The sequence below is a fragment of the Rhizobium sp. CF080 genome, from assembly GCF_000282095.2.
Classification (GTDB): Bacteria; Pseudomonadota; Alphaproteobacteria; order Rhizobiales; family Rhizobiaceae; genus Neorhizobium.
In genome coordinates this window covers 584,591-606,926 of the sequence record NZ_AKKC02000016.1, presented here as the reverse complement: position 1 = coordinate 606,926, position 22,336 = coordinate 584,591, and the positions used below count along the sequence as shown (strand labels likewise).

Below are 22,336 nucleotides of genomic sequence, written 5' to 3'. Positions count from 1 at the left end.
CCCCCCCCCCCGCCGATCGGCGGGTCCAGTTCGCAGCCTATCCCGGCCTCACCGGCAGGCGTTACGAGGGTGCCCTCGACCGCGTCTATCAGGGTGTGCAGAAGGCGGCGCTCTCCGCCCGGATCGCGATCACGAAGAAGGAAGGCGTCGAGCTGATCGCGCCGGATATCTCCCAGCGCCCGGCACCGCAGGACGAACAGGCGCCGGTGCCGGACGTGGCGCCGATCCCTCTGCCGCGCCCCGAGCCCTCGCTCGCCCCGATCTTTGCCAATGTCGGCGATGTCCTGTTGCAGGGCGAGACCCGCACCCTGGTCCTCGGCCTGCGTTTCGATCTCGTCATCCGGCTGCGCGAAGATGCCGAGACGACCTCCGTCGATATCCGCGTCGCCTCGCGTTACGGTCCGCATGATCTGGGAATGAGCGAGGCGATCGCCGAGGATTTTCTCGATCGGCTGGATACCGAGCTTCTCGGGATTGCCGGAAACTAGGCAGCCCAGTAAACGCCCGCAAGCGACGGTGGGCCTTCGGTCAGCACGCGGCCTTTTTCGACCAGGTCTTCGAGGTGCGCGAGCACTGAAAGGGCGGCCGCCCCATGCAGGCGCGGATCGGTGCTGGCATAGATCACCTTGACCATCTCCGGGATCAGCCGGTCGCCGACCTTGATGCGCTCAAGCACGGCGCGTTCGCGCATGCGGCGATGGGTGCGAAGCCCCCGCAGGAACGAACCCGGCTCTCTCACCGGCCCGCCATGGCCGGGCAAGAAGATCCGGTCCTCGCGCGGCAGCAGCTTTTCGATCGAGGCCATGAAATCGGCCATCGACCCGTCCGGCGGCGCGACGATCGTCGTCGCCCAGGCCATGACATGATCGGCTGAAAACAGCACGCCGGTTCCCTCGAGCCCGAAGGCCGAGTGGTTGGCCGTATGACCGGGGGTATGCACGGCCGACAGCGCCCAGCCGTCACCCTCGATGACCTGGCCGTCGGCGACCGCGATATCGGGTACGAAACCGGTGTCGGCGCTTTCGGCAAAGGGATTGACCTCCCCCGCATGCAGCGGCCGCGAGGCCCGGTGCGGGCCTTCGGCGACGGTGATCGCCCCGGTCGCCTGTTTCAGGCGCTGGGCGAGCGGGGAATGGTCGCGATGCGTGTGGCTGACGAAGATATGGGTGACCTCGCGGCCCTTCAACGCCGCCATCAGCGCCTCGAAATGCGCCTCGTTCTCCGGGCCGGGATCGATGACCGCGACCGACGAACCGCCGACGATATAGGTATTGGTGCCGTGAAAGGTGAAGGGCGAGGGGTTGTTGACGGTCAGCCGCTTCACGCCTTCGGCCACGCTGACCGGCACGCCATAGGAAGGGGTAAATTCCATGTCGAAGGTAATGTCTTCTGCCATGCCGGACCTCCACGTCTGATGCGATCTCGATGAGGGCAACCACGGTTTTGCGCCACACGTCCGATCGCATCGATACGCTGTTCAAAGCGCTGGAGAGATCTAGCACCGCTTTCGCTGCGGTGCATTCAAAAACAGCGGCCGGCCGTCACTCTCTCGGGCGGCAGCCGGCGGCTTTTATGAGTTATATCATCCACTTGTGCGGGCTCGCTCGGCTCAGCCGGCGGTCAACAGTTCCGTGCAGTAGCTGGGGCCGTTGGCGCCCGGACGATCGGAGACGATTGTGATGTCGCGGATCACGTAGCTGGAGGAGACGGTGATCTTCGCCGTGCAGCTGACGCTGGCGGTGCGGCCGTCCTGCAGCTTGATGCGCTTGTAGCCACCGCGCCAGTTATAGATGGTCATCGAGCCGTCGTCGGTGTCGCTGATCGGCGGGCTGAATTTCGCGAAGAACTCGCCGGCCGAGTGACCTACCCAGCGGCTCTCGATCGGATTGCTGGCGACGCTGACGGTGGTGCAGGCCGAAAGGGCGAGCGCGAAAAGGGCAGTCGATGCGATGACGCGGCGGCTCATGATCCTGAAAAATCCTTCATGTCTTCTGTTGTGCCTGGGAGGCAAGGCTTTCGAGACTGCACGTAACAGATTTCTGTCGGGCTTCGCGAGGCGATGAGAGCCCATCAACATCAAATTTCTCCTGCGCCGCTTTTTTGCAACGCCTTGGTTTCCCGGCTTTCCGGCGGGAGGGCAGCGGTGATCGCGACGCTGTCGCATATTTTTCATGAGCGACGCTTGTGCAATGAAAAATGCTGGTCTATAGAGGCGCCGCTGGTCACGGAGTGTAGCGCAGTCTGGTAGCGCACCACGTTCGGGACGTGGGGGTCGAGTGTTCGAATCACTCCACTCCGACCAGCCGATCCTTGGTTTTCCAAGAGATCTCGCTCTCCCGAAAGCTTTTCCCGTAAAAACCTTAGCCCTAACTCACCCGCTTACGGCCGATTACATCGAGCCTGCCGCCTTGGATCGATCTTATCCACAACCCGTACTTTGACGGGATGAAATTATACTAGGTCTCGACATGCCGTTGCGTCATCATGGCGGGGGAAGTGTAACTTGTCGAAAGACATCCCGGCTTCAGGAACCGCTTCGGGCGGGAGCTTGCATCCGGCCAGTGGAGAGGGCCGCAGAACGCATGCCGCCGAGACGCGCCAGATCGGAACGGGTTACCCTGCTTGACGTCGCTCACGTTCTGGGGATCAGCGCGATCACCGTTTCCCGCGCTCTGCGAGAACCGGGAAAAGTTTCCGAACCGCTTCGGGCGAAGATCCTCTGCCAGGTGGAGCGGATGGGATATGTGCCCGATCTTGCCGCCCGGGCGCTCGCAAGCCGTCACAATGGCATTATCGGGGTTCTGGCGCCGGCGCTGACCAATCATGCTTTTCTCGGCATCATGAGCGGCATCGAGGAACGGTTGCGCGATACGGATCTGCGCATCCAATATGCCAATACCAACCATGATCCGGATCAGGAATACCGTCAGGTCAAGCTTTTCCTGTCGCAGCATCCGGCCGGCATTCTCCTGACGGGATTGCAGGACCAGCGCGTCAGCGACCTGCTTGCGCGCGCGCCGTGCCCGGTGGTTCAGATCGTCGATATCAACCTGATGCCCTCGGGTATCGCCGTCGGCATCAATCATCGCGAGGCGGCGGAGACCGCGACGCGCCATCTGCTGGCCTGCGGATATCACCGCATCGGACTGATCGGCGGCAGCCGCGATCTTCGCGCCCAGCGGCGGCATGAAGGGTATGCCGTGGCGATGCAGGAGGCGGGGCTCTACGATCCCGGCCTCGTCGTGACCGAGCACAAGCAGACCAGCGTGCAGCTCGGCTGCGACCTCTTCAAGCGGCTGCTGGCGACGGCGCCGGATGTCGACGCGGTATTCTGCCAGAACGACGATCTGGCGCTCGGTGCGCTGTTCGAGGCGCAACGGGCGGGCCTTCGCGTGCCGGAGGATTTCGGCATCTGTGGTTACAACGACCTGGAATTCGCCACCTGCGCCGAACCGAGGCTGACGACCATCCGGGTGCCGCGGTTCGAAATGGGCTATCGCTCCGCCGATCTCCTCGTCCGGGCGATCAACGACGAATGCCTGCCCAGGCGAGTCGTCGAGCTGTCGTTCAGCCTCATCCAGCGCGGTTCGACGCGGCCGATCGCCTGATCGCCCATATGAAAAAAGGGGCCTTCCGACCCCCTTTTCATGTCCTGTCGACCGAAACGATCAGATGTCGCCGCCGGCGTTGGAGAACAGCTCCGCCGCCTGCTTGGCCGTCATCCGCTTGACCTCGGTCTCGTCGCGGCGGTTGGCGAAGAGTTCGCTCGCCATCAGCTGCTCGGCGAGATCGGCCGGCAGCGACAGCACGACGCGCTGGTCTTCGCGGTGAATGCCGCCGACCTCGCCCCGCTTGGCGGTGATCATGCCACCCGCGACCGTGTTTAGCGTATCCGGATCGATCAGGATGAAGGCGCCGGTCGAGCGATTCTGGTCGTAAGCGTCGAAGACCGCCAGCTCCTCGAAGGAGAGGCGCACCTTGCCGATCGCGTTCATGGCGAGCGTCGAGGCATGCGGCTGCCATTTGCCGGTCGCAAGTTCAAGCTGGCTGATCGGTTCGACAGCGACACGCTGGCGGCGCGAACCGCTCTTCAGCCAATAGCGTTTTCCGGGCTCGATGCCGCCCGGCTGCAGCGACACGAGCTGGGCGTCGAAATGGTGGCCGGTCATCGGCTGGCCGTCGAGCGAGACGATGACATCGCCGCGCGCTACGTCCACCTGCCGGTCGAGGACGAGCGTGATGGCGTCGCCGGCCACCGCGGCATTGCGCACGAGGTCGAACGTGACGATCTGCTTGACGTTGGCGACCGTTCCGGAGGGAAGGATGACGACCGAGTCTCCCGGCTTCACCGAGCCGCCGGCAACCGTACCCTGATACCCCCGAAAACTTTCGCCGGGGCGGACGACGCGCTGCACCGGCAGGCGGAAGCCGCCGGCCTGGGTGGAGCGTACGGTGGCCAGCTCGAGCGCATCGACGAGCGTCGGGCCGTCATACCAGGGCATCGAGGCATCGGCCGGATAGACGACGTTTTCGCCCTTGAGCGCCGACATCGGGATGGCGGTGATCTGGCGCACGCCGAGCGACAGGGCGAATTCGCGGAAATCGTGGGAGATCCTGTCGAAGACTGCCTTGTCGTAATGAACGAGGTCGATCTTGTTGACGGCGAGCACGAACTGGCGAATGCCCATCAGGGATGCAATCGTTGCATGCCGGCGGGTCTGTTCGAGCAGGCCGGCGCGGGCGTCGGCCAGCAGGATGGCGAGGTCGGCGGTCGAGGCGCCGGTCGCCATGTTGCGGGTATATTGCTCATGGCCGGGCGTATCGGCGACGATGAACGAACGCCGGTCGGTCGAGAAATAACGATAGGCGACGTCGATCGTGATACCCTGTTCGCGTTCCGCCTGCAGGCCGTCCAGCAGAAGGGCGAAGTCCGGCAGGCCGAGATCGTTCTGGCTGCCCGAATCCCGGGCGAGCGTCGCCGCCTGGTCTTCTTTGACGGCCTTGGTGTCCCAGAGCAGGCGGCCGATCAGCGTCGACTTGCCGTCATCGACCGATCCGCAGGTGATCAGGCGCAGCGGGCGCGTATCGCGCACGGCTTTCAGGGGTTCGGCGAACGGGAGGATGGTCGCCGAAGCGGTTTGTGCGGGAGCGGTCATCTCAGAAATATCCTTCGCGCTTCTTCTTTTCCATCGAGCCAGACTGGTCGCGGTCGATCGCGCGGCCCTGGCGTTCGGAAACGGTGGCGATTTCGAGCTCGGCGATCACCTCTTCGAGGTTGGAGGCCGTCGAGCGGATGGCGCCGGTCAGCGGGAAGCAGCCGAGCGTCCGGAAACGGATCATGCCCTGCTGCACGGTCTCGCCGGGCAGCAGTTCGAGCCGCGGATCCTCGGCAAGGATCATCATTCCGTCGCGCTCCACATAGGGGCGTTCGGCGGCGTAGTAGAGCGGCACGAGGGGAATGTCCTCCGCCTGGATGTAGCGCCAGATATCCACTTCGGTCCAGTTGGAGAGCGGGAAGGCGCGCACGCTTTCGCCCTTGCGGATCATCCCGTTATAGACGTTCCAGAGTTCCGGGCGCTGGTTGCGGGGGTCCCATTTGTGATCCGGGGTGCGGAAGGAATAGATGCGCTCCTTGGCGCGGGAAGCCTCCTCGTCGCGCCGCGCACCGCCGAAGGCCGCGTCGTAACCGCCGGCATCGAGCGCCTGGCGCAATGCCTCGGTCTTCATGATGTCGGTGTAGAAGGACGAGCCGTGGCTGAACGGAGTGATGCCTTCCTCTGCGCCGCGCGGATTGGTGTGGACCACGAGGTCGAGATCGTATTTCGCGGCGATCTCGTCGCGGAACTCAATCATCTCCTTGAACTTCCACGTCGTATCCACGTGCAGCAGCGGGAAGGGGACGCGGCCGGGGTAGAAGGCCTTGCGGGCGAGATGCAGCAGGACGGATGAATCCTTACCTACCGAATAGAGCATCACCGGATTTTCGAATTCCGCCGCCACTTCGCGAAAGATATGGATCGCTTCGTTTTCGAGGGCCTTCAGATGCGGATCAAGCGGCGGTCTGGAAACGGGCGGGTTCTTCACTTCCGTTTCCTGTACTGACAAGGGCATTTCGGTCTCCGGGTAGTCTTAAGAAACAAACACAAAGGGCTTCAATTCGCTTGGGGCGTGAGCTCTGCGACTGGCTGAGCGACGTTTTCCGGCACATGCAGGCCGCATTCACGCTTCTCGTCGTTTTCCCACCACCAGCGGCCGGCGCGCTCGGGCTCGCCGGGCTTGATGGCGCGGGTACAGGGTTCGCAGCCGATCGACGGATAACCGCGCTTGTGCAGCGGATTGACGGGGATCGCTTCCGAAGCCACATGGGCGTTGATCGTTTCGATGTCCCAGTCCGCCAGCGGGTTGATCTTGATCAGGTTGCGCTCGGCGTCGTATTCGGCGAACGGCGTCGTGGCGCGGTTGCCCGACTGCCCGCGGCGAAGGCCGGTGACCCACACGTCGGCGCCCGCCAAAGCCTTGGCAAGAGGCTTCAGCTTGCGCACATGACAGCAGGCGTGGCGGGCTTCGACGCTGTCGTAGAAGCCGTTGAGGCCGTATTTCGTGGCGTATCCGTCCACGTCGTCCTGTTCCGGCCGGAAGCGGCGGATTTCGATGCCGTAGCGTTCCTCGGTCTCGCCGATCAGGTCGACGGTTTCCTGGAACAGCCGCCCCGTTTCGAGCGTCGAGATTTCGACCGGTAGGCGGTGGGTACCGATTGCCGCTGATATCACCTGGTCCTCTATGCCGAGCGAGGTGGTGAACACGGCATGGCCGAGTTCCGCGGCAAGCGCCAGACGGCCGGCAAGATCGAGGCTTTCGAGTTTTGCGTCGAGGGAGGCGGCCAGTTCCAAGCGGTCTCGGCCGGCGGCATCGTGCAGTGTCATGGGTATTCTTCCGTGAGCGATTGCTTGATTATCCAGATTCCGCGCACGCAAGGACAGGAAAACCTGTTTCTTCCCATGGTGATGCGGAGCAAATATCTCTCCAAAGCGGCGCTCACACAGAAAACCTGCCGCCTTAACCAAACGTGACCAATTTTGTCCCCGGAAACCCCTGCATTGGTTTGTATTTTCTCGTGATTTGAGCTATTGCGGAAACATGTCTCCGGGGCGCTGTTTCCCCTGGCGGATATGCACCCTCTGAGCGCCCTTCCGGCGCCCTTCTGGATGCCCCAAACGAAGCTGAAGTGAGCGGCGCCGTGAGGACCATTTGCCTTGCGGCGGCGCTATTGTCGATGGTTGCGTGATGATATCCCAGAAAGCGAAATATGCCCTTCGGGCCTTGGCCGCCCTGGCACAGGCCAATCCCGAAGCGCCGATGCTGATTTCCGAGATTGCCCTCCAGCAGAGCATTCCGAAGAAATTCCTGGAACAGATCCTGCTCGACCTGAAACGCTCCGGCATCGTCGTTTCCCGCCGCGGCAAGCAGGGGGGCTATCTCCTCCTGAAACCCGCCGATGCCATCACCTTCGGCGAAGTCCTGCGCCTCGTCGACGGCCCCATCGCGCCGCTGCCGTGCCTGTCTCAGACCGCCTACCGCAAATGCGAGGATTGCGACGGCGAACACCTGTGCGAAATCCGCCACGTCTTCGCCCGCGTCGCCGATGCGACCCGCGACGTGCTGTTCAACACTACCATTGCCGATGCCGTCGAAGGCGCAGGGGATACGAAGGCACCGGTCAGGGAACTGCTGACGGCTTGATGTCTGCTTCCGGCTTGGCGATGTACCAAAATTTGGTATAATGGGCAGGAGGCAGTATGGCTCGAAATACATCCATCTCACTCGGCGATCATTTCGCCAGTTTCATCGACACGCAGGTCGAAAGCGGCCGTTATGGTTCGGCAAGCGATGTCGTCAGGGCAGGTCTGCGCCTGCTTGAAGAACATGAGGCCCGGGTCAAGGCCCTACAGGACGCTCTGATTGCCGGCGAAGAGTCGGGGCCGCCACAACCATTCGACAACCAGGCATTTCTGAAGCGGATGCGAGAGCGCCATGGCCGCTAAGGGCCGGGACTACAAGCTTTGACCGCGTGCGGAAGAGGATCTTGAGGATATCTGGGATTATACGGTCGAAACGTGGTCGTCGGAGCAGGCCGAGCGCTACCACGATGAACTAATCTCAACGCTGGAAGGATTGGCGGCAGGGCGGAAACTCGGTCGGCCGGTTGATATTCGGCAAGGGTATTTCAAATAATCCGTCGGCGCGCATTGTGTTTTCTATCGGTTTTCCGAAAACGCTGTCGATATTATCCGCATCCTTCATCAGAAGATGGATGTCAGCCGACATCTCTAGTGTCTCGCCAACTGCTTGGAAAATCCTCCTCCCTCGCCCCCAAAATCTCGATTATGGCGGGATTGTGATTTTGCAAACCGCCGGTTTGCCAATGCTGGCATTCTGTCCATATCGGGAGGGTTAATGGTTTCTTTGTCGTCGCAGACCGTCAAAGGGAAACAGTTTTGCCTTCTTCTTGGCCTCGATTGACTAAGACGACCCAACCGATAGAGTTTCGGCAGAACCACAGGAGGGATCTTTATGTTCAATTTTGCCCCGGGATTGGGCCGGCGACTGGGGACGCGTCTGGGCGCCGTCGCACTCGGTCTGTCCCTGACGGTCGGGATCGCCGCGCCGGCTTTTGCCGATAGCCAGCTTCTCAACGTTTCCTACGATCCGACCCGCGAGCTCTACAAGGATTTCAACGCCGCCTTCGCAAAATACTGGAAGACCCAGGGCGGCGAGGATGTGACGATCCGTCAGTCGCATGGCGGTTCCGGCGCGCAGGCCCGTTCAGTCATCGATGGCCTTGAAGCCGATGTCGTGACGCTGGCGCTCGAAAGCGACATCAACGCGATCGAGAAGTCCGGCAAGATCAAGGCCGGCTGGCGTGAACGCCTGCCGAACCATGCGTCGCCCTACACGTCGACGATCGTCTTCCTCGTCCGCAAGGGCAATCCGAAGGGGATCAAGAACTGGGGCGACCTGGTGAAGGGCGACGTGTCGATCGTTACGCCGAACCCGAAGACCTCGGGCGGTGCCCGCTGGAACTACCTTGCCGCCTGGGCCTGGGCGAACGAGGAATACAAGGGCGATCAGGCCAAGATCAAGGCTTATGTCGGCGAACTCTACAAGCGCGCTCCCGTCCTCGACACTGGCGCCCGCGGCTCCACGGTCACCTTCGCGCAGCGCCAGATCGGCGATGTGCTGCTGGCCTGGGAAAACGAGGCCTATCTCGCCGGGGCGGAATTCGGCAAGGATGCCTTCGAGATCGTCGTTCCGCCGATCTCGATCCTCGCCGAGCCTCCGGTCGCGGTGGTCGACGCGACCGTCGACGCCCGGGGAACCCGCAAACAGGCTGAAGCCTATCTGCAATATCTCTATTCCGATGAAGGCCAGAACATCGCGGCGAAGCACTTCTATCGTCCTTCGAAGCCGGATGTGGTAAAGCCGGAATTGTTGAAGGCGCTGCCGAACATCAGGCTCGTCACCATCGACGATCCGATCTTCGGCGGCTGGAAGAAGGCGCAGCCCGAGCATTTCGGTGACGGCGGCATTTTCGACCAGATCTACAAGCCCGGTAAGTAAGTCGGAATATTAGATGATCCATAACGCCACTGCCTCACCGGCAAAGTGGCGACTGAAGCAGCCGAGCATCATCCCGGGTTTCGGGTTGACGCTCGGCTTTTCGCTCGCCTACTTGTCGCTGATCATTCTCATCCCCGTTGCTGGCCTGCTTTGGCGTACTGCCGGGCTTGGTTGGAGCGGGTTTTTCGCTGTTCTGACCGACCGGCGCACGCTGGACGCACTTTATATATCCTTCGGCACGGCCTTCGTGGCCGCGCTGGTCAATGTCGTCTTCGGCACCGTCGTCGCCTGGGTGCTGACCCGTTACAATTTCCCGGGTCGCCGGCTGATCGATGCGATCGTCGACCTGCCGTTCGCTCTGCCGACGGCGGTCGCTGGCATTGCGCTTGCAGCGCTCTATGCGCCGAACGGCTGGGTCGGTTCGCTGTTCATGCCGTTCCGCATCGCCTTCACACCGCTCGGCATCGTCGTGGCGCTGGTCTTCATCGGCCTTCCCTTCGTGGTGCGCACCGTGCAGCCGGTCATGGAAGAACTGGACCGCGAGGTGGAGGAAGCCGCAGCCACCCTCGGCGCCAATCGTTTTCAGACGATTTCGAAGGTGATCCTGCCGGGATTGACGCCGGCGATCCTGACCGGTTTTGCGCTGGCCTTTGCCAGAGGCGTCGGGGAATACGGCTCGGTCATCTTCATTGCCGGCAACATTCCTTACGTTTCGGAGATCGCGCCGCTCCTGATCGTCATCCGGCTGGAGGAGTTCAACTATGCGGGGGCGACGGCGATCGCCACCATCATGCTGATCATCTCCTTCGTGATGCTCTTCATCATCAACCTCATCCAGGCCTGGAACCGAAGGAGATACGGCAATGTCTGAAGACACCCGCTCCGCACTCGGCAAACCGCCGGCCTTCCGCAATCCCGCCGACGAGCGGCCGCTCGCAAAGATCCTGCTGATCGGGCTGGCGCTGGTTTTCCTCGCCTTCTTCCTGCTTCTGCCGCTGGTTTCCGTCTTTGTCGAGGCCTTCCGCAAGGGCTGGCTGGAGTATTACGAGGCCCTGATCGAGCCCGATGCCGCTGCGGCGATCCGCCTGACGCTTCTGGTCGCCGTGATTTCCGTGCCGCTCAACCTCGTCTTCGGGCTCTGCGCCGCCTGGGCGATCGCCAAGTTCGAGTTCAAGGGCAAGTCCTTCCTGATCACACTGATCGACCTGCCGTTCTCGATCTCGCCGGTCATTTCCGGCCTGGTCTACGTACTGCTCTTCGGCTCCAGCAGCCTGCTCGGTCCTTTGCTGAAAAGCCACGGCATCACCATCCTGTTTGCCGTGCCGGGCATCGTGCTCGCCACCGTCTTCGTCACCTTTCCCTTCGTCGCGCGCGAACTGATCCCGCTGATGGAAGACCAGGGCACCGGCGACGAGGAGGCGGCCCTGTCGCTCGGCGCATCCGGCTGGCAGACCTTCTGGTACGTGACGCTGCCGAACATCAAATGGGGCCTGCTTTACGGCGTGCTCCTCTGCAATGCCCGCGCCATGGGCGAGTTCGGCGCCGTCTCGGTCGTCTCGGGCCATATCCGCGGCCTCACCAACACCATGCCGCTGCATGTGGAGATACTCTATAATGAGTATAACTTCGTCGCGGCCTTCGCGGTGGCCTCGCTGCTGGCTCTGCTGGCGCTTGTCACCCTTGCATTGAAAACCCTTCTCGAACTTCGGTTCGGTGCCGGCGCTGCCGGCGGCAGGCATTGAAAGGTCCAAGACTAGATGGAAGTCACCATCAGCAATATCCGCAAGGAATTCGAACGTTTCCCGGCGCTGAACGACGTGTCGCTGAAGATCGCCTCAGGCGAGCTGATCGCGCTGCTCGGCCCTTCCGGCTCCGGCAAGACGACGCTGCTGCGACTGATCGCCGGCCTCGATTTCCCGACGTCGGGCAAGATCTTCTTCGGCGACCAGGACGCCTCGCATCATTCGGTGCAGGATCGCAATGTCGGTTTCGTCTTCCAGCATTATGCGCTGTTCCGGCATATGACGGTCGCCGAGAATATCGGCTTCGGCCTCAAGGTCCGGCCGGCCGGCAGCCGCCCGCCCAAGGCGGAAATCCGCCGCCGGGTCTCCGATCTCTTGGAGATGGTCCAGCTCGGCGGGCTCGACAAGCGTTATCCGAACCAGCTGTCCGGCGGCCAGCGCCAGCGCGTCGCACTTGCCCGCGCCATGGCGATCGAGCCGCGCATCCTGCTGCTCGACGAGCCGTTCGGCGCACTCGACGCCAAGGTCAGGAAGGAACTGCGCCGCTGGCTGCGCGAATTCCACGACCGCACCGGCCACACCACGGTCTTCGTCACCCACGACCAGGAAGAGGCGCTGGAGCTTGCCGACCGCGTCGTGGTCATGAGCCAGGGCAAGATCGAGCAGGTCGGATCCGCTGACGACGTCTATGACCGGCCGGGTTCGCCCTTCGTTTTCTCCTTCATCGGCGAGTCCTCGCAGCTTCCGGTCGAGGTGAAAGATGGCACCATGCTTTTCCAGGGGCAGCCGATCGGCATTTCGGAGCCGGGCGACGGAGCAGGGGAGCTCTTCTTCCGTCCGGAAGACGTGACGCTCGTCGATGCGCCGGATGCGCTGTTCGGCAAGGTCACCGCCTGTCGCCGTCTCGCCGGCACCCGTATCGCCGAGATCGACATCGCCAATGACGGCCACGCACCCTATCACGTCGAGGTGGAAGTGCCACTGCATGCGCCGATCGAACTCGGCAGCGAGGCCCGTTTCCGTCCGACACGCTGGAAGGTTTTTCGCAATTAAGTCCTGCCAGCATCCTGGGGTTGACGTGATCAGGCCGAATACCCGGAAAACTAGGTCGAAATCCGCCAAATCGCAGTGCACACCACTTTATTGCGTGACGTTTTTACCCTAATCACGGAAAGTTTTTCAAAATTGATATGCGTCAATTTTTGATTTGCAATGAACGGGTATGAACGCACGGGCTCAGGCCCTGACGAACGCTGGCGTAACGTTCTTTCTGTGACGGGTAACCTATGGCAGATTTTGCCCAACTCGACGATACCCCCGAGCCGGTCTCCGGCTCGCCGGCAAAGCATTCGGCTCAAACTGCCGTTTCGATGGGAAAGGTGCTGATCGACCGCCTTACCCCCGATACGGGCATTCTCCTGGCGTTCGGTCTGGTCCTGTTTGTGATTTCGCTTGGCGTCAACCTTTTCCTGGAGGAAAATCTGGCGAGGCTCGGCTGGAGCCTGCTTCTGTCGAACAGCGACATCCACGCGCCGACAGGTCTTGCGCTGACGCTGCTGATCGGCGCGCTCGCCACCAACCGGCTGCGGCGTCCGCGGCGCTGTCGCAAGCCGCCGGCGAGCGACGAAATGAACCGCGCCATCGAAATTCTCGCCACGCAGCCCAATGCAAGCGCCGGCCTCGTGCGCCTCGGCGACAAGAAGATCCTGTTCTCCGATTGCGGCGATGCGTTCATCATGTACGCCCAGCAGGGTCGCTCCTGGGTGGCGTTGTTCGACCCTGTCGGCCCTCGCGAGGCCTGGTCCGGCCTGACGCTGAAGTTCATGGAAGAGGCCCGCAAGGCGGGCTGCCGCGCCGTTTTCTATCAGGTCTCCCCGGACTTCCTGCCGCTCACCGTCGACGCCGGGCTGAAGCCCTACAAGCTCGGCGAACAGGCGGTGGTGGACCTCACGAAGTTCGACCTCAAGGGCGGCACTCGGATCAGGCTTCGGCGCGCGGTCAACCGCGCGGTTCGCGATGGCCTTGAATTTTCGATGATCGAGGCAGAGGACGTGCCCGCAGTTCTGGACGAGCTCCTGTCCGTCTCGCGTACCTGGCTGATCGCCCAGAATGCGACGGAAAAAGGATTTTCGCTCGGTACCTTCCAACCTCGGTATGTGGCGGCCGGCCCGGTTGCCGTCATCCGCGTCGAAGGCAGGATTATTGCATTCGCCAACGTCCTGTCGACCGGCTCGGCCGGTGACGCCTGCATCGACCTCATGCGCCATTTGCCGAATGCTCATCAGGGCATGATGGTCTTGCTGTTCGTGCGCATCATGGAACATATGAAGGCTGCCGGCTTTCGCACGCTCAATCTCGGCATGGCGCCGCTTGCCGGGCTCTCGACCCACAACAAGGCGCCGCTGTGGAACCACGTGGGCGACCGCATTTACCAGAATGGCGAGCGTTTCTACAATTTCCGCGGCGTGCGGTTGTTCAAGGATAAATTCGATCCGGAATGGCAGCCGCGTTATCTCGTCGTCTCGGGCCGCGGCATGCCGGTCATTTCGATGTTCGACATTACCATGTTGATCGGCGGTGGCCTGAAGGGCATCCTTCGCAGATGAAGCTTCTGCCGATCATCTTTGCCGGCATCACGCTGGTCGCTGCCATCGTCAACATCGTCTCCGAACCGGCCCTGAAGACCAAGAGCCTGCCGACCGACCGGATTTCCTTCCCCGAAGGCAAGGCGACCGGCGTCGTGGTGCTGCTTTCGGGCGGCGAAGGCTGGACGGATCGCGAGGAGCAGACGTCCGAGGCGCTGGTCAGGGACGGCGCGCTGGTGGTCGGCGTGGACATCCGCGACTATTATGCGGCGCTGGAGGAAGAGCGGGATGACTGCCTCTATCTCGTTTCCGATATCGAAGACGTGACGCGCCAGCTGCACCGCTCGGCCGATATCGCCAGCTATCACCCGCCGGTCGTGGCCGGTATCGGTGACGGCGGCACGCTGGCGCTGGCGATCGCCGCCCAGACGCCGGATTCGACGATCGCCGAGACGCTCGCCATCGACCCGCAGTCCATCATCCCGCTGTCGACCATCCTCTGCACGCCGGCACCCAAGACGCCCGTTCCAGGCGGCACGGTCTACGGCCTGACGGAAGGCGATCTCCCCAATCCGGTCCGGGTCGTCTTCAGCCCGACGGCCGACGCTGCAGGTCGTATCCATGTCGAGGACCTGAAGGGCATCCATCCCGCGATCGAGTTCCGTGAGGCCGCCCAGGGCGCGGATGTGGCACTGCTCGAGAACGCGTCGGCGATCGTCCGGCGGCTCGCCCATTCCGCTTCGCCGCTCAATCTGCCGATCGTGCCGATCCATGCGACGCCGAAGCACAACACGATGGCGATCATCTATTCCGGCGACGGAGGCTGGCGCGACATCGACCAGCAGCTCGGCGCCTATCTGAAGGAAGAGGGCATCCCGGTCGTCGGCGTCGATGCGCTGCGCTATTTCTGGAGCGAGCGGACCCCGGAACAGACCGCTGCCGACCTTTCCTATATCATCACCTCCTACCGCAAGCGGTGGAACGTCGATAACGTCCTGCTGATCGGTTATTCCTTCGGCGCCAATGTCCTGCCCGCCACTTACCGGCTTCTGCCGGAGGCCGACAAGCAGGCGATCTCGCTCGTCTCGCTTCTGGCGTTGTCGCATCATGCGGATTTCGAGATCGACGTAACCGGCTGGCTCGGCTTTACCGGCACCGGCAAATACGGTGATCCGGTCGACGACCTGCGCGAGGTCGAGCCGTCCAAGATCCAGTGCATCTACGGGCTCGAGGAGGAGGACAGTGCCTGCCCGGCAGTCCAGGAAATCCGCGGCGCCCAGATTCTCGCCCGCGAAGGCGGCCACCATTTCGACGGCGACTACCGCGCCCTCAACCGCCTGATCGTCGACCGGGCCGTGGCGCTGATGGCGACCAACTGACGTTCGATCGTCAGCCGACGTTCAAGAAACGGTGAAACCTCTGGTCATCCGCGAAGGTAACCTACATCTTCCGGCATATGACCCGGAACTGAGGAGAGCCGTCATGCCTGGCCTTTCGATCACCCGCATCCTGACCGGTGCCGCAATGACCGCTGCGCTCGCCGGCACCGCCGCCGCCCATCACGGCTGGTCCTGGGCGGAAGCCGACCAGATAGACCTCAAGGGCACCATCCAGTCGATTTCCTTTGCCCCGCCGCATCCGACGCTCGAGGTGAGGGCCGAGGACGGCGTCTGGCGCGTCGAGCTCGGCAATCCCAACCAGACCCAGCGCGCCGGCTTCGTGGAAGGCCAAGCCAAGGTCGGCGACCAGATCACCGCTACCGGCAACCGTTCCGAAGACCGCGATGAGAAACGCCTGAAGGCGGTCCGGATCGTGGTTGCCGGCAAGACCTTCGACATCTATCCGGAACGCATCAAGACCAACTGAGGCGGGCATGGAATTCCTCGCCATGGCTGCCGAAACGCCGCTCGCGCGGGCGTTGATCACGTCTTCGACGCTCTATCTGCTGGTCAACGCCGCGCATATCCTCGGCATCGGCATGCTGTTCGGTGGCATCCTGGCACTCGATCTCCGGCTGCTGGGCCTGGCCCCGGTCGTCCCGCTTGCCGCGATCGCGCCCTACCTGTCGCGCCTGGCCGGCGCCGGTGTTCTCCTCGCCATCCTCACCGGCCTCTGCCTGTTCTCGGTCCGGCCGCTGGAATATGCCCGCAACCCGGCTTTCCTCGCCAAGCTCGGCTTCGTGGCGCTCGGCCTTCTGAACGTTGCGGCGGTTCATTTCAATTCCGGATGGCGGGCGGTGCTCTCCGGCGATGCGCCGACGGCAGCGCTTCGGATTTCCGCCGTCTTCTCAATTATGATCTGGATCAGCGCGGTGATTGCCGGAAGATGGATCGGGTTCTTGTAGGCGTCTTGATTAATTCCAACACCTCAAGCACACTGCATCGCAATTGCAACGCATGGAGAGAAGACATGAAAACCGCAACGATTCCTTCCCTGCGGGTCGATCCGGAACTGCGGGCAGCCGCGGAGAGTGTGCTCAAAGAGGGCGAAACGCTTTCAGCTTTTATGGAAGAGTCCTTGAGGCGGCAGGTCGATTATCGAAAGACCCAGGCAGAATTCATTGCAAGAGGGCTCAAGGCCCGCGATGAAGCTAAACGGACGGGAGTGTATTACAGCTCTGAGGATGTGCTGAACATGATGCGCGAGAAACTGGAGAAGGCAAGGGCTCGTCAAGCTCAATGAGCTATCGCCTTCAATATACTCACGAATTTTATGAGGATTTCGAGAGATATTACGGCAATCTGGCCGAGATTGATTTGCAGCTTGCCGAGCGTGTTTTCGATGCCATGCAAAAAGCGATGAAGGTGCTTGAGGATTTTCCGTTCGCAGGGCGAAGGGCTGCAGCCGAAAATGCTTTTGCACGAGAGCTACTCGTCCCGTTCGGTTCGAGCGGATATATTCTCCTGTACGAAGTGGAGGACAGCGAGACGGTTACCATCCTCGCCGTCCGCCACCAGCGCGAAGACGATTACCACTGATCACCGGTCACTCACCATCGCCCTCGGATTGACCCATGGTTCCTGATTGCTGCGGGGCAGGGGCGTCCTGCCGAGAATATGGTCGGCCGCCTTTTCGCCGGTCATAATCGAGGGGCCGTTCAAGTTGCCGTAGGTCACGTGCGGGAAGATCGACGAATCCGCGACGCGCAAGCCCTCGACGCCGATCACCCGGCATTCCGGATCGACCACAGCGAGTGGGTCGTCGGTGCGGCCCATGCGGCAGGTGCCGCAGGGATGATAGGCGCTCTCCAGGTGTTCGCGCAGGAAGGCATCGATCTGATCGTCGGTTTCGACCTGCTCCCCCGGCTGGATTTCCGGACCGCGATATTGGTCGAACGCCTTCTGGGAAAAGATTTCCCGGGTCAGCCGCACGCAGTGCCGGAACTTCTCCCAATCCTCAGGATGGCTCATGTAGTTGAAGCGGATCACCGGATCGGCCTTGGGATCGGATGAGCGCAGCGTCACGCGTCCGCGCGATTTCGACAGGTTGTAGCCGACATGCACCTGGAATCCGTGGCTTTTCGCAGCCGCGCGGCCATCATAGGAAATCGCCACCGGCAGGAAATGGTACTGGATATCCGGTTGGCTGAGCCCGGCACTGGAGCGCAGGAAGGCGCAGGCCTCGAACTGGTTGGAGGCGCCAAGCCCGCCCTTCGAAAGCAGCCATTGTGCCCCCACCACGCCCTGCCAGAACCACGGTAGCCAGGAATAGAGCGATACCGGCTTGGTCGAGACCTGCTGGAAATAGAATTCCATATGGTCCTGCAGGTTTTCGCCGACACCTGGTCGGTCGGCCTTCACCTCGATGCCCATTTCCTTCAGATGCTCCGCCGGACCGATACCGGACAGCATCAGCAGTTTCGGCGAGTTGAAGGAGGAGGCGGAGACGATCACCTCGCGGTTGGCGCGGATCACCTCGCTGACGCCGCGGCGAAAGATCTCGACGCCGACGGCACGGCCGTTCTCGATGACGATCTTCTGCGCGAAACCATAGACCAGCTCGACATTCCTGCGCTTCAGCGCCGGCCGTAGATAGGCGTTGGCTGCAGACCAGCGGCGACCATTGTGAATGGTCTGCTCCATCAGCCCGAAACCTTCCTGCTTCGAGCCGTTATAGTCCTCGGTCATCTCGAACCCGGCCTGGGAGCCCGCCTGGATGAAGGCGTGGAAGAGCGGGTTGGTCACCGGCCCGCGCTTTACATGCAACGGCCCGTCCTTGCCGCGCCAGCCTTCCTCGCCGCCATGGGAATGTTCCATGCGCTTGAAATAGGGTAGCACGTCCGCATAGGCCCAGCCCTGTGCGCCGAGTTCCTCCCAGCGATTATAGTCTTCCGCATGCCCCCGGACATAAACCAGCCCGTTGATCGACGACGACCCCCCGATGACCTTCCCGCGCGGCGCGGTGATGCGGCGGTTGTTGAGGTTCGGCTCGGGCTCGGAGAGATAACCCCAGTTGTAGCGCTTCATGCTCATCGGCCAGGCGAGCGCCCCCGGCATCTGGATGAACGGCCCGAAATCCGTGCCCCCCGCCTCGATGACGGTCACCGAATTCTTGCCGTCCTCCGACAAGCGGTAAGCCATGGCCGAGCCTGCCGAACCGGAACCGATGATGACGTAATCTGCCTGCATGGAATTCAATCCCTGATTGCGTTAATTATAGCTATAAGCTATATTGATGCAATGAAGCCGGTGCGTTATTCTAAGACTGCACAGAAAAGCCTGAGCCGGATGCAGCCCAAACGTCAGGCTGGGATCAAGGCGAAGGTCGATGCGTTTGCACGTGGCGAAAAGGTCGATCTCAAGAAGCTGGTGGGTAGTCCGCTTGTTCGTATACGCGTCGGCGACGACCGGATCATCATTGACGAGCAGACTAACCTCGTCCTGGTCATCGATGTTGGTCCCAGGGGCGGCATCTACAAGGAGTAACTGATGGGCGCTTTTAACCGGACGGTCATCGACGGCAAACCCTTTGTCCTGGTGCCGGAGGAAGAGTTTGAGGACATGATGGATATCATCGCGGCCAAAGAGATCATGGCGCGCGTCGCCGCCGGCGAAGAGACCTGGCCGGCCGAACTCGTGTATGAACTGTTCGAAACCGATAGCCGTATCCGCACCTTCCGCGCCTACCGTAAGATGACCGTGTCGCAGCTCGCCGAGGCGGCCGGCATTTCTCAGCCTTATCTCTCCGAGATCGAGGCCGGCAAGAAGAACGGTTCCGTCGACGTGCTGAAGCGCATCGCCGCCGTTCTCAAGGTTGATCTCGACGATCTGGTAGTCGATTGACGCCATCTTCAATACGGCGCCTCGACCTTGCCCATGCCCACATAGACCGTCTTCAGCTCCGAATAATGCTCCAGCGCCGCCAGCGAATTTTCGCGCCCGAAGCCGGATTGCTTGGAACCACCAAAGGGGATTTCCACCGGGCAGAGATTGTAGGTGTTGATCCACAGCGTGCCGGCCTCGAGCTGATCCGCCACCCGATGCCCCCGCGTGAGATCGGACGTGAACACTCCGCCGGACAGGCCGAACTCGGTGCCGTTGGCACGGGCGATCACCTCGGCCTCGTCGTCGAAATCGAGCACGCACATGACTGGGCCGAAGATTTCTTCCCGCGCGATCGTCATGTCGTCGGTGACGTCGGCGAAGACGGTCGGCTGAACGTAGTAGCCTTCGCCGGTCACGTGGTTGGGAATGCCGCCGCCGGTAACGAGTGTCGCGCCCTCGGCCTTGCCCTTGTCGATATAGGACAGCACCTTCTGGCGCTGGTCGAAGGAGACCATCGGGCCGAGTTGCGTCGCCTCGTCCATCGGATCGCCGATCACCATGCTTTCGGTGCGCGCCTTGAGGCGCGACAGGAAGGTCTCCTTGATGTTCCGCTGCACGAAGACCCGGGTGCCGTTCGAGCAGACCTGGCCGGTCGAATAGAAATTGCCGAGCATCGCCCCGCCGACCGCCGAGTCGATATCGGCGTCGTCGAAGACGATCAGCGGCGACTTGCCCCCGAGCTCCATCGTCACGTGCTTCAGGCTGCCGGCAGCCGCCGCCGCCACCTTCCGGCCGGTGGGCACCGAGCCCGTCAGCGACACCTTGGCGACATCCGGATGGTTAACCAGCAGCGGCCCGGTCGTCCGGTCGCCCTGGATGACGTTGTAGAGCCCTTTCGGAAGGCCGGCTTCGATCAGGATCTCGGCGATCTTCAGCGCCCCGAGCGGCGTGTTTTCGGAAGGCTTGAAGACCATGGCATTGCCGCAGATCAGCGCTGGCGCGCCCTTCCAGCAGGCGATCTGCTGCGGATAGTTCCAGGCGCCGATGCCGACGCAGACGCCTAAAGGCACCCGTTTCGTGTAGGCAAAGTCCTGCCCCAAGGGGATGTAGCTGCCGTTGAGTCCTGCCGCTGCGATACCGCCGAAAAATTCGAAGGCATCGGCACCCGATGTCGGGTCGGCGACGATGGTTTCCTGGATCGGCTTGCCGGTATCGAGCGTCTCCAGTTCGGAAAGCTCGCGGTTGCGCTCCCGCATGATGTCGGCAGCGCGTTTGAGGATGCGGCCGCGGGCGGTCGGGCTCATCGCCGCCCATGCCGGCTGGGCGCGCCTGGCGGCCGCAATCGCCCTCTCGACGATCGCGGGCGTTGCCGCATGCAGCCGGGCGATCACCTCGCCGGTCGCCGGATAGAGGCTTTCGATGACGGTGCCGTCGATATCCTCGACATATTCGCCGTCGATGAAATGGCTGGCGATCGGCTGGGCTTTCATCTCATTCTCCGCGCGGATAGCGTTTGGATTCCTCGAGATTGTCGAGGTTCATGTGGTTGCGCATGTAGCGCTCGGATGCTTTCTGCAAGGGCTGGTGGTCCCAGGGGTAATAGGCGCCGTTGCGCAACGCCTCGTAGACCACCCAGCGCCGCGCCTGGCTTTCACGCACCGCCGCGTCGAAGGCGCCCATGTCCCACCGCTCCTCGCGCTGGCGCCGGAAGAGGGCGACCACCTCGGCAAAATCCGGATCGTCGGCGAGGTTGTCGAGTTCCTTCGGGTCGCTTTCCAGATCGTACAGCTGGTCCGGATCGAGCATGCAGTGGATATATTTCCACTTGCCCGCGCGGATGGCGACGAGCGGCGCATGGGAGCCTTCGGCGGCATACTCCATCAGCACCGGGCTCGTGCGGGCAGTACCGTCCATCACAGGCTTCAGGCTCTCTCCGTCGGTCCAGGGCTTGATCTCGTCCATGGAAATGCCGGCAAGGTCGCAGAGCGTCGGCGTGACGTCGAGGTTGGAAACCGGCGCCAGATGCAGACCAGCGGGCACGCCAGGACCGGCGATCATCAGCGGTACCCGCGCCGAGCCCTCGAAGAAGCTCATCTTGAACCACAGCCCGCGCTCGCCGAGCATGTCGCCGTGGTCGGAGCAGAACAGGATCAGCGTGTCGTCGAGCATCCGTGTCCGCGTCAGCGTGTCGACCAGCTCGCCGACCTTCTCGTCGATATAGGAAATATTGGCGAAATAGGCTCTTCGCGAGCGGCGGACATTGTCTTCCGTCACGTCGAAATTCTTGTAGTCGCAGGAAAAGATGATCCGCTTGGAATGCGGGTCCTGGTCTTCGAGCGGGATCGGCCCCACCTCCGGCAGCAGGTGCTCGCAATCCTCGTAAAGATCCCAGAACTTTTTCCGCGCCACGTAAGGGTCGTGCGGATGGGTGAAGGAGACGGTCAGGGCCCAGGGCCGCCGGTCGGCATCGTCCCGCTCGCGGGCAAGGTGGTAGAGTTTCTGGTTGGCGAGGAAGGCGACCTCGTCGTCATATTCCATCTGATTGGTGATCTCGGCCACACCCGCGCCGGTCACCGAACCGAGATTGTGATACCACCAGTCGATCCGCTCGCCCGGCTTGCGATAATCCGGCGTCCAGCCGAAATCGGCCGGATAAATGTCGGTCGTCAGCCGGTCCTCGAACCCGTGCAGCTGGTCCGGCCCGACGAAATGCATCTTTCCCGAAAGCGCCGTGTAATAACCGGCGCGGCGCAGGTGATGCGCGAAGGTGGGGATCGACGAAACATATTCGGCGGCATTGTCATAAACCCGCGTCCGGCTCGGCAGCTGGCCGGCCATGAACGAGGCGCGCGCCGGCGCGCAGAGCGGCGAAGACGTATAGTTGTTGACAAACCGGGCGCTGCGTGCGGCGAGCGCCTTGAGGTTCGGCGCATGCAGCCACTCCGCCGGCCCATCCGGAAACAGCGTCCCGTTCAGCTGGTCGACCATGACGATGAGGATATTGGGCTTGGTCATGGCGTCCTCAATTGTCGGGATGGCGTGGGGAGCCGGCACTTTCGCGCGCGGCAGGCAATGCCCGGAGGCCAGGCAGATGGATCCTCGGGTCAAGCCCGAGGATGACGGAGCG

The 22,336-nt window shown here is 62.2% G+C and carries 25 protein-coding genes, 1 tRNA gene and 1 pseudogene; 18 read left to right on the top strand and 9 right to left on the bottom strand.

Going from position 1 to position 22,336, the window contains the following annotated elements:
* Nucleotides 1–488: DUF1499 domain-containing protein (locus PMI07_RS33440; RefSeq protein WP_024164409.1), on the top strand; the 488-nt coding region annotated here is incomplete at its 5' end.
* On the opposite strand, the gene PMI07_RS33435 is transcribed toward PMI07_RS33440, so the two are convergent.
* Nucleotides 485–1,396, bottom strand: a complete 912-nt coding sequence (locus tag PMI07_RS33435) for an MBL fold metallo-hydrolase (protein WP_007753570.1) — start codon at nt 1,394–1,396, stop codon at nt 485–487. The genes PMI07_RS33440 and PMI07_RS33435 overlap by 4 nt on opposite strands.
* A gap of 213 nt (nt 1,397–1,609) precedes the next feature.
* Nucleotides 1,610–1,966 carry a hypothetical protein gene (locus PMI07_RS33430; protein WP_037088808.1) on the bottom strand — a complete coding sequence of 119 codons (357 nt, stop codon included), beginning with the start codon at nt 1,964–1,966 and terminating at the stop codon, nt 1,610–1,612.
* 259 nt (nt 1,967–2,225) lie between these two features.
* Here PMI07_RS33430 and PMI07_RS33425 point away from each other — a divergent pair.
* Together PMI07_RS33425 and PMI07_RS33420 are read left to right on the top strand one after the other, a co-directional pair.
* A tRNA-Pro gene (locus PMI07_RS33425) sits at nt 2,226–2,302 on the top strand.
* A gap of 280 nt (nt 2,303–2,582) precedes the next feature.
* Nucleotides 2,583–3,608: a LacI family DNA-binding transcriptional regulator gene (locus PMI07_RS33420; RefSeq protein WP_007753568.1), complete on the top strand. Its 1,026-nt coding sequence runs from the start codon at nt 2,583–2,585 to the stop codon at nt 3,606–3,608.
* Between the two features lie 60 nt (nt 3,609–3,668).
* Here the strand turns inward: PMI07_RS33420 and cysN are convergent, their stop codons facing one another.
* Genes cysN through PMI07_RS33405 form a run of 3 tightly spaced genes read right to left on the bottom strand, consistent with a single transcriptional unit; the run spans nt 3,669 to nt 6,923 of the window.
* Nucleotides 3,669–5,156 (bottom strand): sulfate adenylyltransferase subunit CysN, encoded by a 1,488-nt coding sequence (gene cysN / locus PMI07_RS33415; protein WP_024164407.1) that lies wholly within the window; start codon nt 5,154–5,156, stop codon nt 3,669–3,671.
* Nucleotide 5,157: 1 nt separating this feature from the next.
* Complete coding sequence (gene cysD, locus PMI07_RS33410) at nt 5,158–6,111, bottom strand: sulfate adenylyltransferase subunit CysD (RefSeq protein WP_007770206.1); 954 nt, start codon at nt 6,109–6,111, stop codon at nt 5,158–5,160.
* Between the two features lie 41 nt (nt 6,112–6,152).
* Entirely contained in the window at nt 6,153–6,923 is a 771-nt protein-coding gene (locus PMI07_RS33405; protein ID WP_024164406.1) for a phosphoadenylyl-sulfate reductase, read from the bottom strand.
* Between the two features lie 361 nt (nt 6,924–7,284).
* Here PMI07_RS33405 and PMI07_RS33400 point away from each other — a divergent pair, with 361 nt between their 5' ends.
* The 3 genes and pseudogenes from PMI07_RS33400 to PMI07_RS35905 form a co-directional block, all read left to right on the top strand.
* Nucleotides 7,285–7,740 carry an Rrf2 family transcriptional regulator gene (locus PMI07_RS33400; RefSeq protein ID WP_007752778.1) on the top strand — a complete coding sequence of 152 codons (456 nt, stop codon included), beginning with the start codon at nt 7,285–7,287 and terminating at the stop codon, nt 7,738–7,740.
* 56 nt (nt 7,741–7,796) lie between these two features.
* Entirely contained in the window at nt 7,797–8,042 is a 246-nt protein-coding gene (locus PMI07_RS33395) for a type II toxin-antitoxin system ParD family antitoxin (RefSeq protein WP_007752793.1), read from the top strand.
* Between the two features lie 49 nt (nt 8,043–8,091).
* Nucleotides 8,092–8,145 (top strand): annotated as a pseudogene (locus PMI07_RS35905) (hypothetical protein); the annotation flags it as partial.
* Between the two features lie 12 nt (nt 8,146–8,157).
* Here the strand turns inward: PMI07_RS35905 and PMI07_RS35900 are convergent.
* On the bottom strand, nt 8,158–8,325 hold the full coding sequence (locus PMI07_RS35900) for a hypothetical protein (RefSeq protein ID WP_245277265.1): 168 nt from the start codon (nt 8,323–8,325) through the stop codon (nt 8,158–8,160).
* A gap of 246 nt (nt 8,326–8,571) precedes the next feature.
* Between PMI07_RS35900 and PMI07_RS33390 the strand changes: the two genes are divergently transcribed.
* From PMI07_RS33390 to PMI07_RS33345, 10 genes are all read left to right on the top strand, one after another.
* Complete coding sequence (locus PMI07_RS33390) at nt 8,572–9,618, top strand: sulfate ABC transporter substrate-binding protein (protein ID WP_007752794.1); 1,047 nt, start codon at nt 8,572–8,574, stop codon at nt 9,616–9,618.
* Nucleotides 9,619–9,631: 13 nt separating this feature from the next.
* Nucleotides 9,632–10,489: a sulfate ABC transporter permease subunit CysT gene (cysT, locus tag PMI07_RS33385; protein ID WP_007752798.1), complete on the top strand. Its 858-nt coding sequence runs from the start codon at nt 9,632–9,634 to the stop codon at nt 10,487–10,489.
* Nucleotides 10,482–11,360: a sulfate ABC transporter permease subunit CysW gene (cysW, locus tag PMI07_RS33380; protein ID WP_007752800.1), complete on the top strand. Its 879-nt coding sequence runs from the start codon at nt 10,482–10,484 to the stop codon at nt 11,358–11,360. Before cysT ends, cysW begins: the two co-directional genes overlap by 8 nt.
* A 15-nt stretch (nt 11,361–11,375) precedes the next feature.
* The gene (locus PMI07_RS33375) at nt 11,376–12,413 is read left to right on the top strand and encodes a sulfate/molybdate ABC transporter ATP-binding protein (protein ID WP_007752802.1); all 1,038 of its coding nucleotides are present in this window, start codon (nt 11,376–11,378) and stop codon (nt 12,411–12,413) included.
* A 233-nt stretch (nt 12,414–12,646) separates the two neighbouring features.
* On the top strand, nt 12,647–13,966 hold the full coding sequence (locus PMI07_RS33370) for a phosphatidylglycerol lysyltransferase domain-containing protein (RefSeq protein WP_007752804.1): 1,320 nt from the start codon (nt 12,647–12,649) through the stop codon (nt 13,964–13,966).
* Complete coding sequence (locus PMI07_RS33365; RefSeq protein ID WP_024164404.1) at nt 13,963–15,324, top strand: AcvB/VirJ family lysyl-phosphatidylglycerol hydrolase; 1,362 nt, start codon at nt 13,963–13,965, stop codon at nt 15,322–15,324. The genes PMI07_RS33370 and PMI07_RS33365 overlap by 4 nt, the downstream gene beginning before the upstream one ends.
* A 145-nt stretch (nt 15,325–15,469) precedes the next feature.
* A complete protein-coding gene (locus PMI07_RS33360) occupies nt 15,470–15,811 on the top strand; it encodes a DUF6152 family protein (protein ID WP_245277271.1) in 342 nt (113 codons plus the stop codon).
* Between the two features lie 7 nt (nt 15,812–15,818).
* Nucleotides 15,819–16,289 carry a DUF6644 family protein gene (locus PMI07_RS33355; RefSeq protein ID WP_007751337.1) on the top strand — a complete coding sequence of 157 codons (471 nt, stop codon included), beginning with the start codon at nt 15,819–15,821 and terminating at the stop codon, nt 16,287–16,289.
* Nucleotides 16,290–16,354: 65 nt separating this feature from the next.
* A complete protein-coding gene (locus PMI07_RS33350) occupies nt 16,355–16,627 on the top strand; it encodes a YlcI/YnfO family protein (protein WP_007751339.1) in 273 nt (90 codons plus the stop codon).
* A complete protein-coding gene (locus PMI07_RS33345) occupies nt 16,624–16,923 on the top strand; it encodes a type II toxin-antitoxin system RelE/ParE family toxin (protein WP_007751341.1) in 300 nt (99 codons plus the stop codon). Before PMI07_RS33350 ends, PMI07_RS33345 begins: the two co-directional genes overlap by 4 nt.
* Here PMI07_RS33345 and betA read toward each other — a convergent pair whose 3' ends face one another.
* Nucleotides 16,924–18,573, bottom strand: coding sequence for a choline dehydrogenase (gene betA, locus PMI07_RS33340; RefSeq protein WP_007751344.1), 1,650 nt, complete (start codon nt 18,571–18,573; stop codon nt 16,924–16,926).
* A 99-nt stretch (nt 18,574–18,672) separates the two neighbouring features.
* Here betA and PMI07_RS33335 point away from each other — a divergent pair, with 99 nt between their 5' ends.
* Both PMI07_RS33335 and PMI07_RS33330 read left to right on the top strand, forming a co-directional pair.
* Nucleotides 18,673–18,870 (top strand): cytotoxic translational repressor of toxin-antitoxin stability system, encoded by a 198-nt coding sequence (locus PMI07_RS33335; protein ID WP_244448008.1) that lies wholly within the window; start codon nt 18,673–18,675, stop codon nt 18,868–18,870.
* A 3-nt stretch (nt 18,871–18,873) separates the two neighbouring features.
* The gene (locus tag PMI07_RS33330; protein ID WP_007751349.1) at nt 18,874–19,227 is read left to right on the top strand and encodes a helix-turn-helix transcriptional regulator; all 354 of its coding nucleotides are present in this window, start codon (nt 18,874–18,876) and stop codon (nt 19,225–19,227) included.
* Nucleotides 19,228–19,235: 8 nt separating this feature from the next.
* Here the strand turns inward: PMI07_RS33330 and betB are convergent, their stop codons facing one another.
* Nucleotides 19,236–20,699: a betaine-aldehyde dehydrogenase gene (betB, locus tag PMI07_RS33325; RefSeq protein WP_007751351.1), complete on the bottom strand. Its 1,464-nt coding sequence runs from the start codon at nt 20,697–20,699 to the stop codon at nt 19,236–19,238.
* A 1-nt stretch (nt 20,700) separates the two neighbouring features.
* Entirely contained in the window at nt 20,701–22,224 is a 1,524-nt protein-coding gene (gene betC, locus PMI07_RS33320; protein ID WP_007751352.1) for a choline-sulfatase, read from the bottom strand.
* Nucleotides 22,225–22,336 lie beyond the last annotated feature (112 nt).

Coding starts and splice junctions, on each gene's coding strand:
- PMI07_RS33390 (WP_007752794.1), top strand. CDS start 8,572: ATGTTCAATTTTGCCCCGGGATTGGGCCGGCGACTGGGGACGCGTCTG.
- PMI07_RS33330 (WP_007751349.1), top strand. CDS start 18,874: ATGGGCGCTTTTAACCGGACGGTCATCGACGGCAAACCCTTTGTCCTG.
- PMI07_RS33420 (WP_007753568.1), top strand. CDS start 2,583: ATGCCGCCGAGACGCGCCAGATCGGAACGGGTTACCCTGCTTGACGTC.
- PMI07_RS33335 (WP_244448008.1), top strand. CDS start 18,673: ATGCAGCCCAAACGTCAGGCTGGGATCAAGGCGAAGGTCGATGCGTTT.
- PMI07_RS33375 (WP_007752802.1), top strand. CDS start 11,376: ATGGAAGTCACCATCAGCAATATCCGCAAGGAATTCGAACGTTTCCCG.
- betC (WP_007751352.1), bottom strand. CDS start 22,224: ATGACCAAGCCCAATATCCTCATCGTCATGGTCGACCAGCTGAACGGG.
- cysW (WP_007752800.1), top strand. CDS start 10,482: ATGTCTGAAGACACCCGCTCCGCACTCGGCAAACCGCCGGCCTTCCGC.
- PMI07_RS35900 (WP_245277265.1), bottom strand. CDS start 8,325: ATGTCGGCTGACATCCATCTTCTGATGAAGGATGCGGATAATATCGAC.
- betB (WP_007751351.1), bottom strand. CDS start 20,699: ATGAAAGCCCAGCCGATCGCCAGCCATTTCATCGACGGCGAATATGTC.
- cysN (WP_024164407.1), bottom strand. CDS start 5,156: ATGACCGCTCCCGCACAAACCGCTTCGGCGACCATCCTCCCGTTCGCC.
- PMI07_RS33355 (WP_007751337.1), top strand. CDS start 15,819: ATGGAATTCCTCGCCATGGCTGCCGAAACGCCGCTCGCGCGGGCGTTG.
- PMI07_RS33400 (WP_007752778.1), top strand. CDS start 7,285: ATGATATCCCAGAAAGCGAAATATGCCCTTCGGGCCTTGGCCGCCCTG.
- betA (WP_007751344.1), bottom strand. CDS start 18,573: ATGCAGGCAGATTACGTCATCATCGGTTCCGGTTCGGCAGGCTCGGCC.
- PMI07_RS33360 (WP_245277271.1), top strand. CDS start 15,470: ATGACCGCTGCGCTCGCCGGCACCGCCGCCGCCCATCACGGCTGGTCC.
- cysT (WP_007752798.1), top strand. CDS start 9,632: ATGATCCATAACGCCACTGCCTCACCGGCAAAGTGGCGACTGAAGCAG.
- PMI07_RS33370 (WP_007752804.1), top strand. CDS start 12,647: ATGGCAGATTTTGCCCAACTCGACGATACCCCCGAGCCGGTCTCCGGC.
- PMI07_RS33345 (WP_007751341.1), top strand. CDS start 16,624: ATGAGCTATCGCCTTCAATATACTCACGAATTTTATGAGGATTTCGAG.
- PMI07_RS33430 (WP_037088808.1), bottom strand. CDS start 1,966: ATGAGCCGCCGCGTCATCGCATCGACTGCCCTTTTCGCGCTCGCCCTT.
- PMI07_RS33365 (WP_024164404.1), top strand. CDS start 13,963: ATGAAGCTTCTGCCGATCATCTTTGCCGGCATCACGCTGGTCGCTGCC.
- PMI07_RS33405 (WP_024164406.1), bottom strand. CDS start 6,923: ATGACACTGCACGATGCCGCCGGCCGAGACCGCTTGGAACTGGCCGCC.
- PMI07_RS33350 (WP_007751339.1), top strand. CDS start 16,355: ATGAAAACCGCAACGATTCCTTCCCTGCGGGTCGATCCGGAACTGCGG.
- PMI07_RS33435 (WP_007753570.1), bottom strand. CDS start 1,396: ATGGCAGAAGACATTACCTTCGACATGGAATTTACCCCTTCCTATGGC.
- cysD (WP_007770206.1), bottom strand. CDS start 6,111: ATGCCCTTGTCAGTACAGGAAACGGAAGTGAAGAACCCGCCCGTTTCC.
- PMI07_RS33395 (WP_007752793.1), top strand. CDS start 7,797: ATGGCTCGAAATACATCCATCTCACTCGGCGATCATTTCGCCAGTTTC.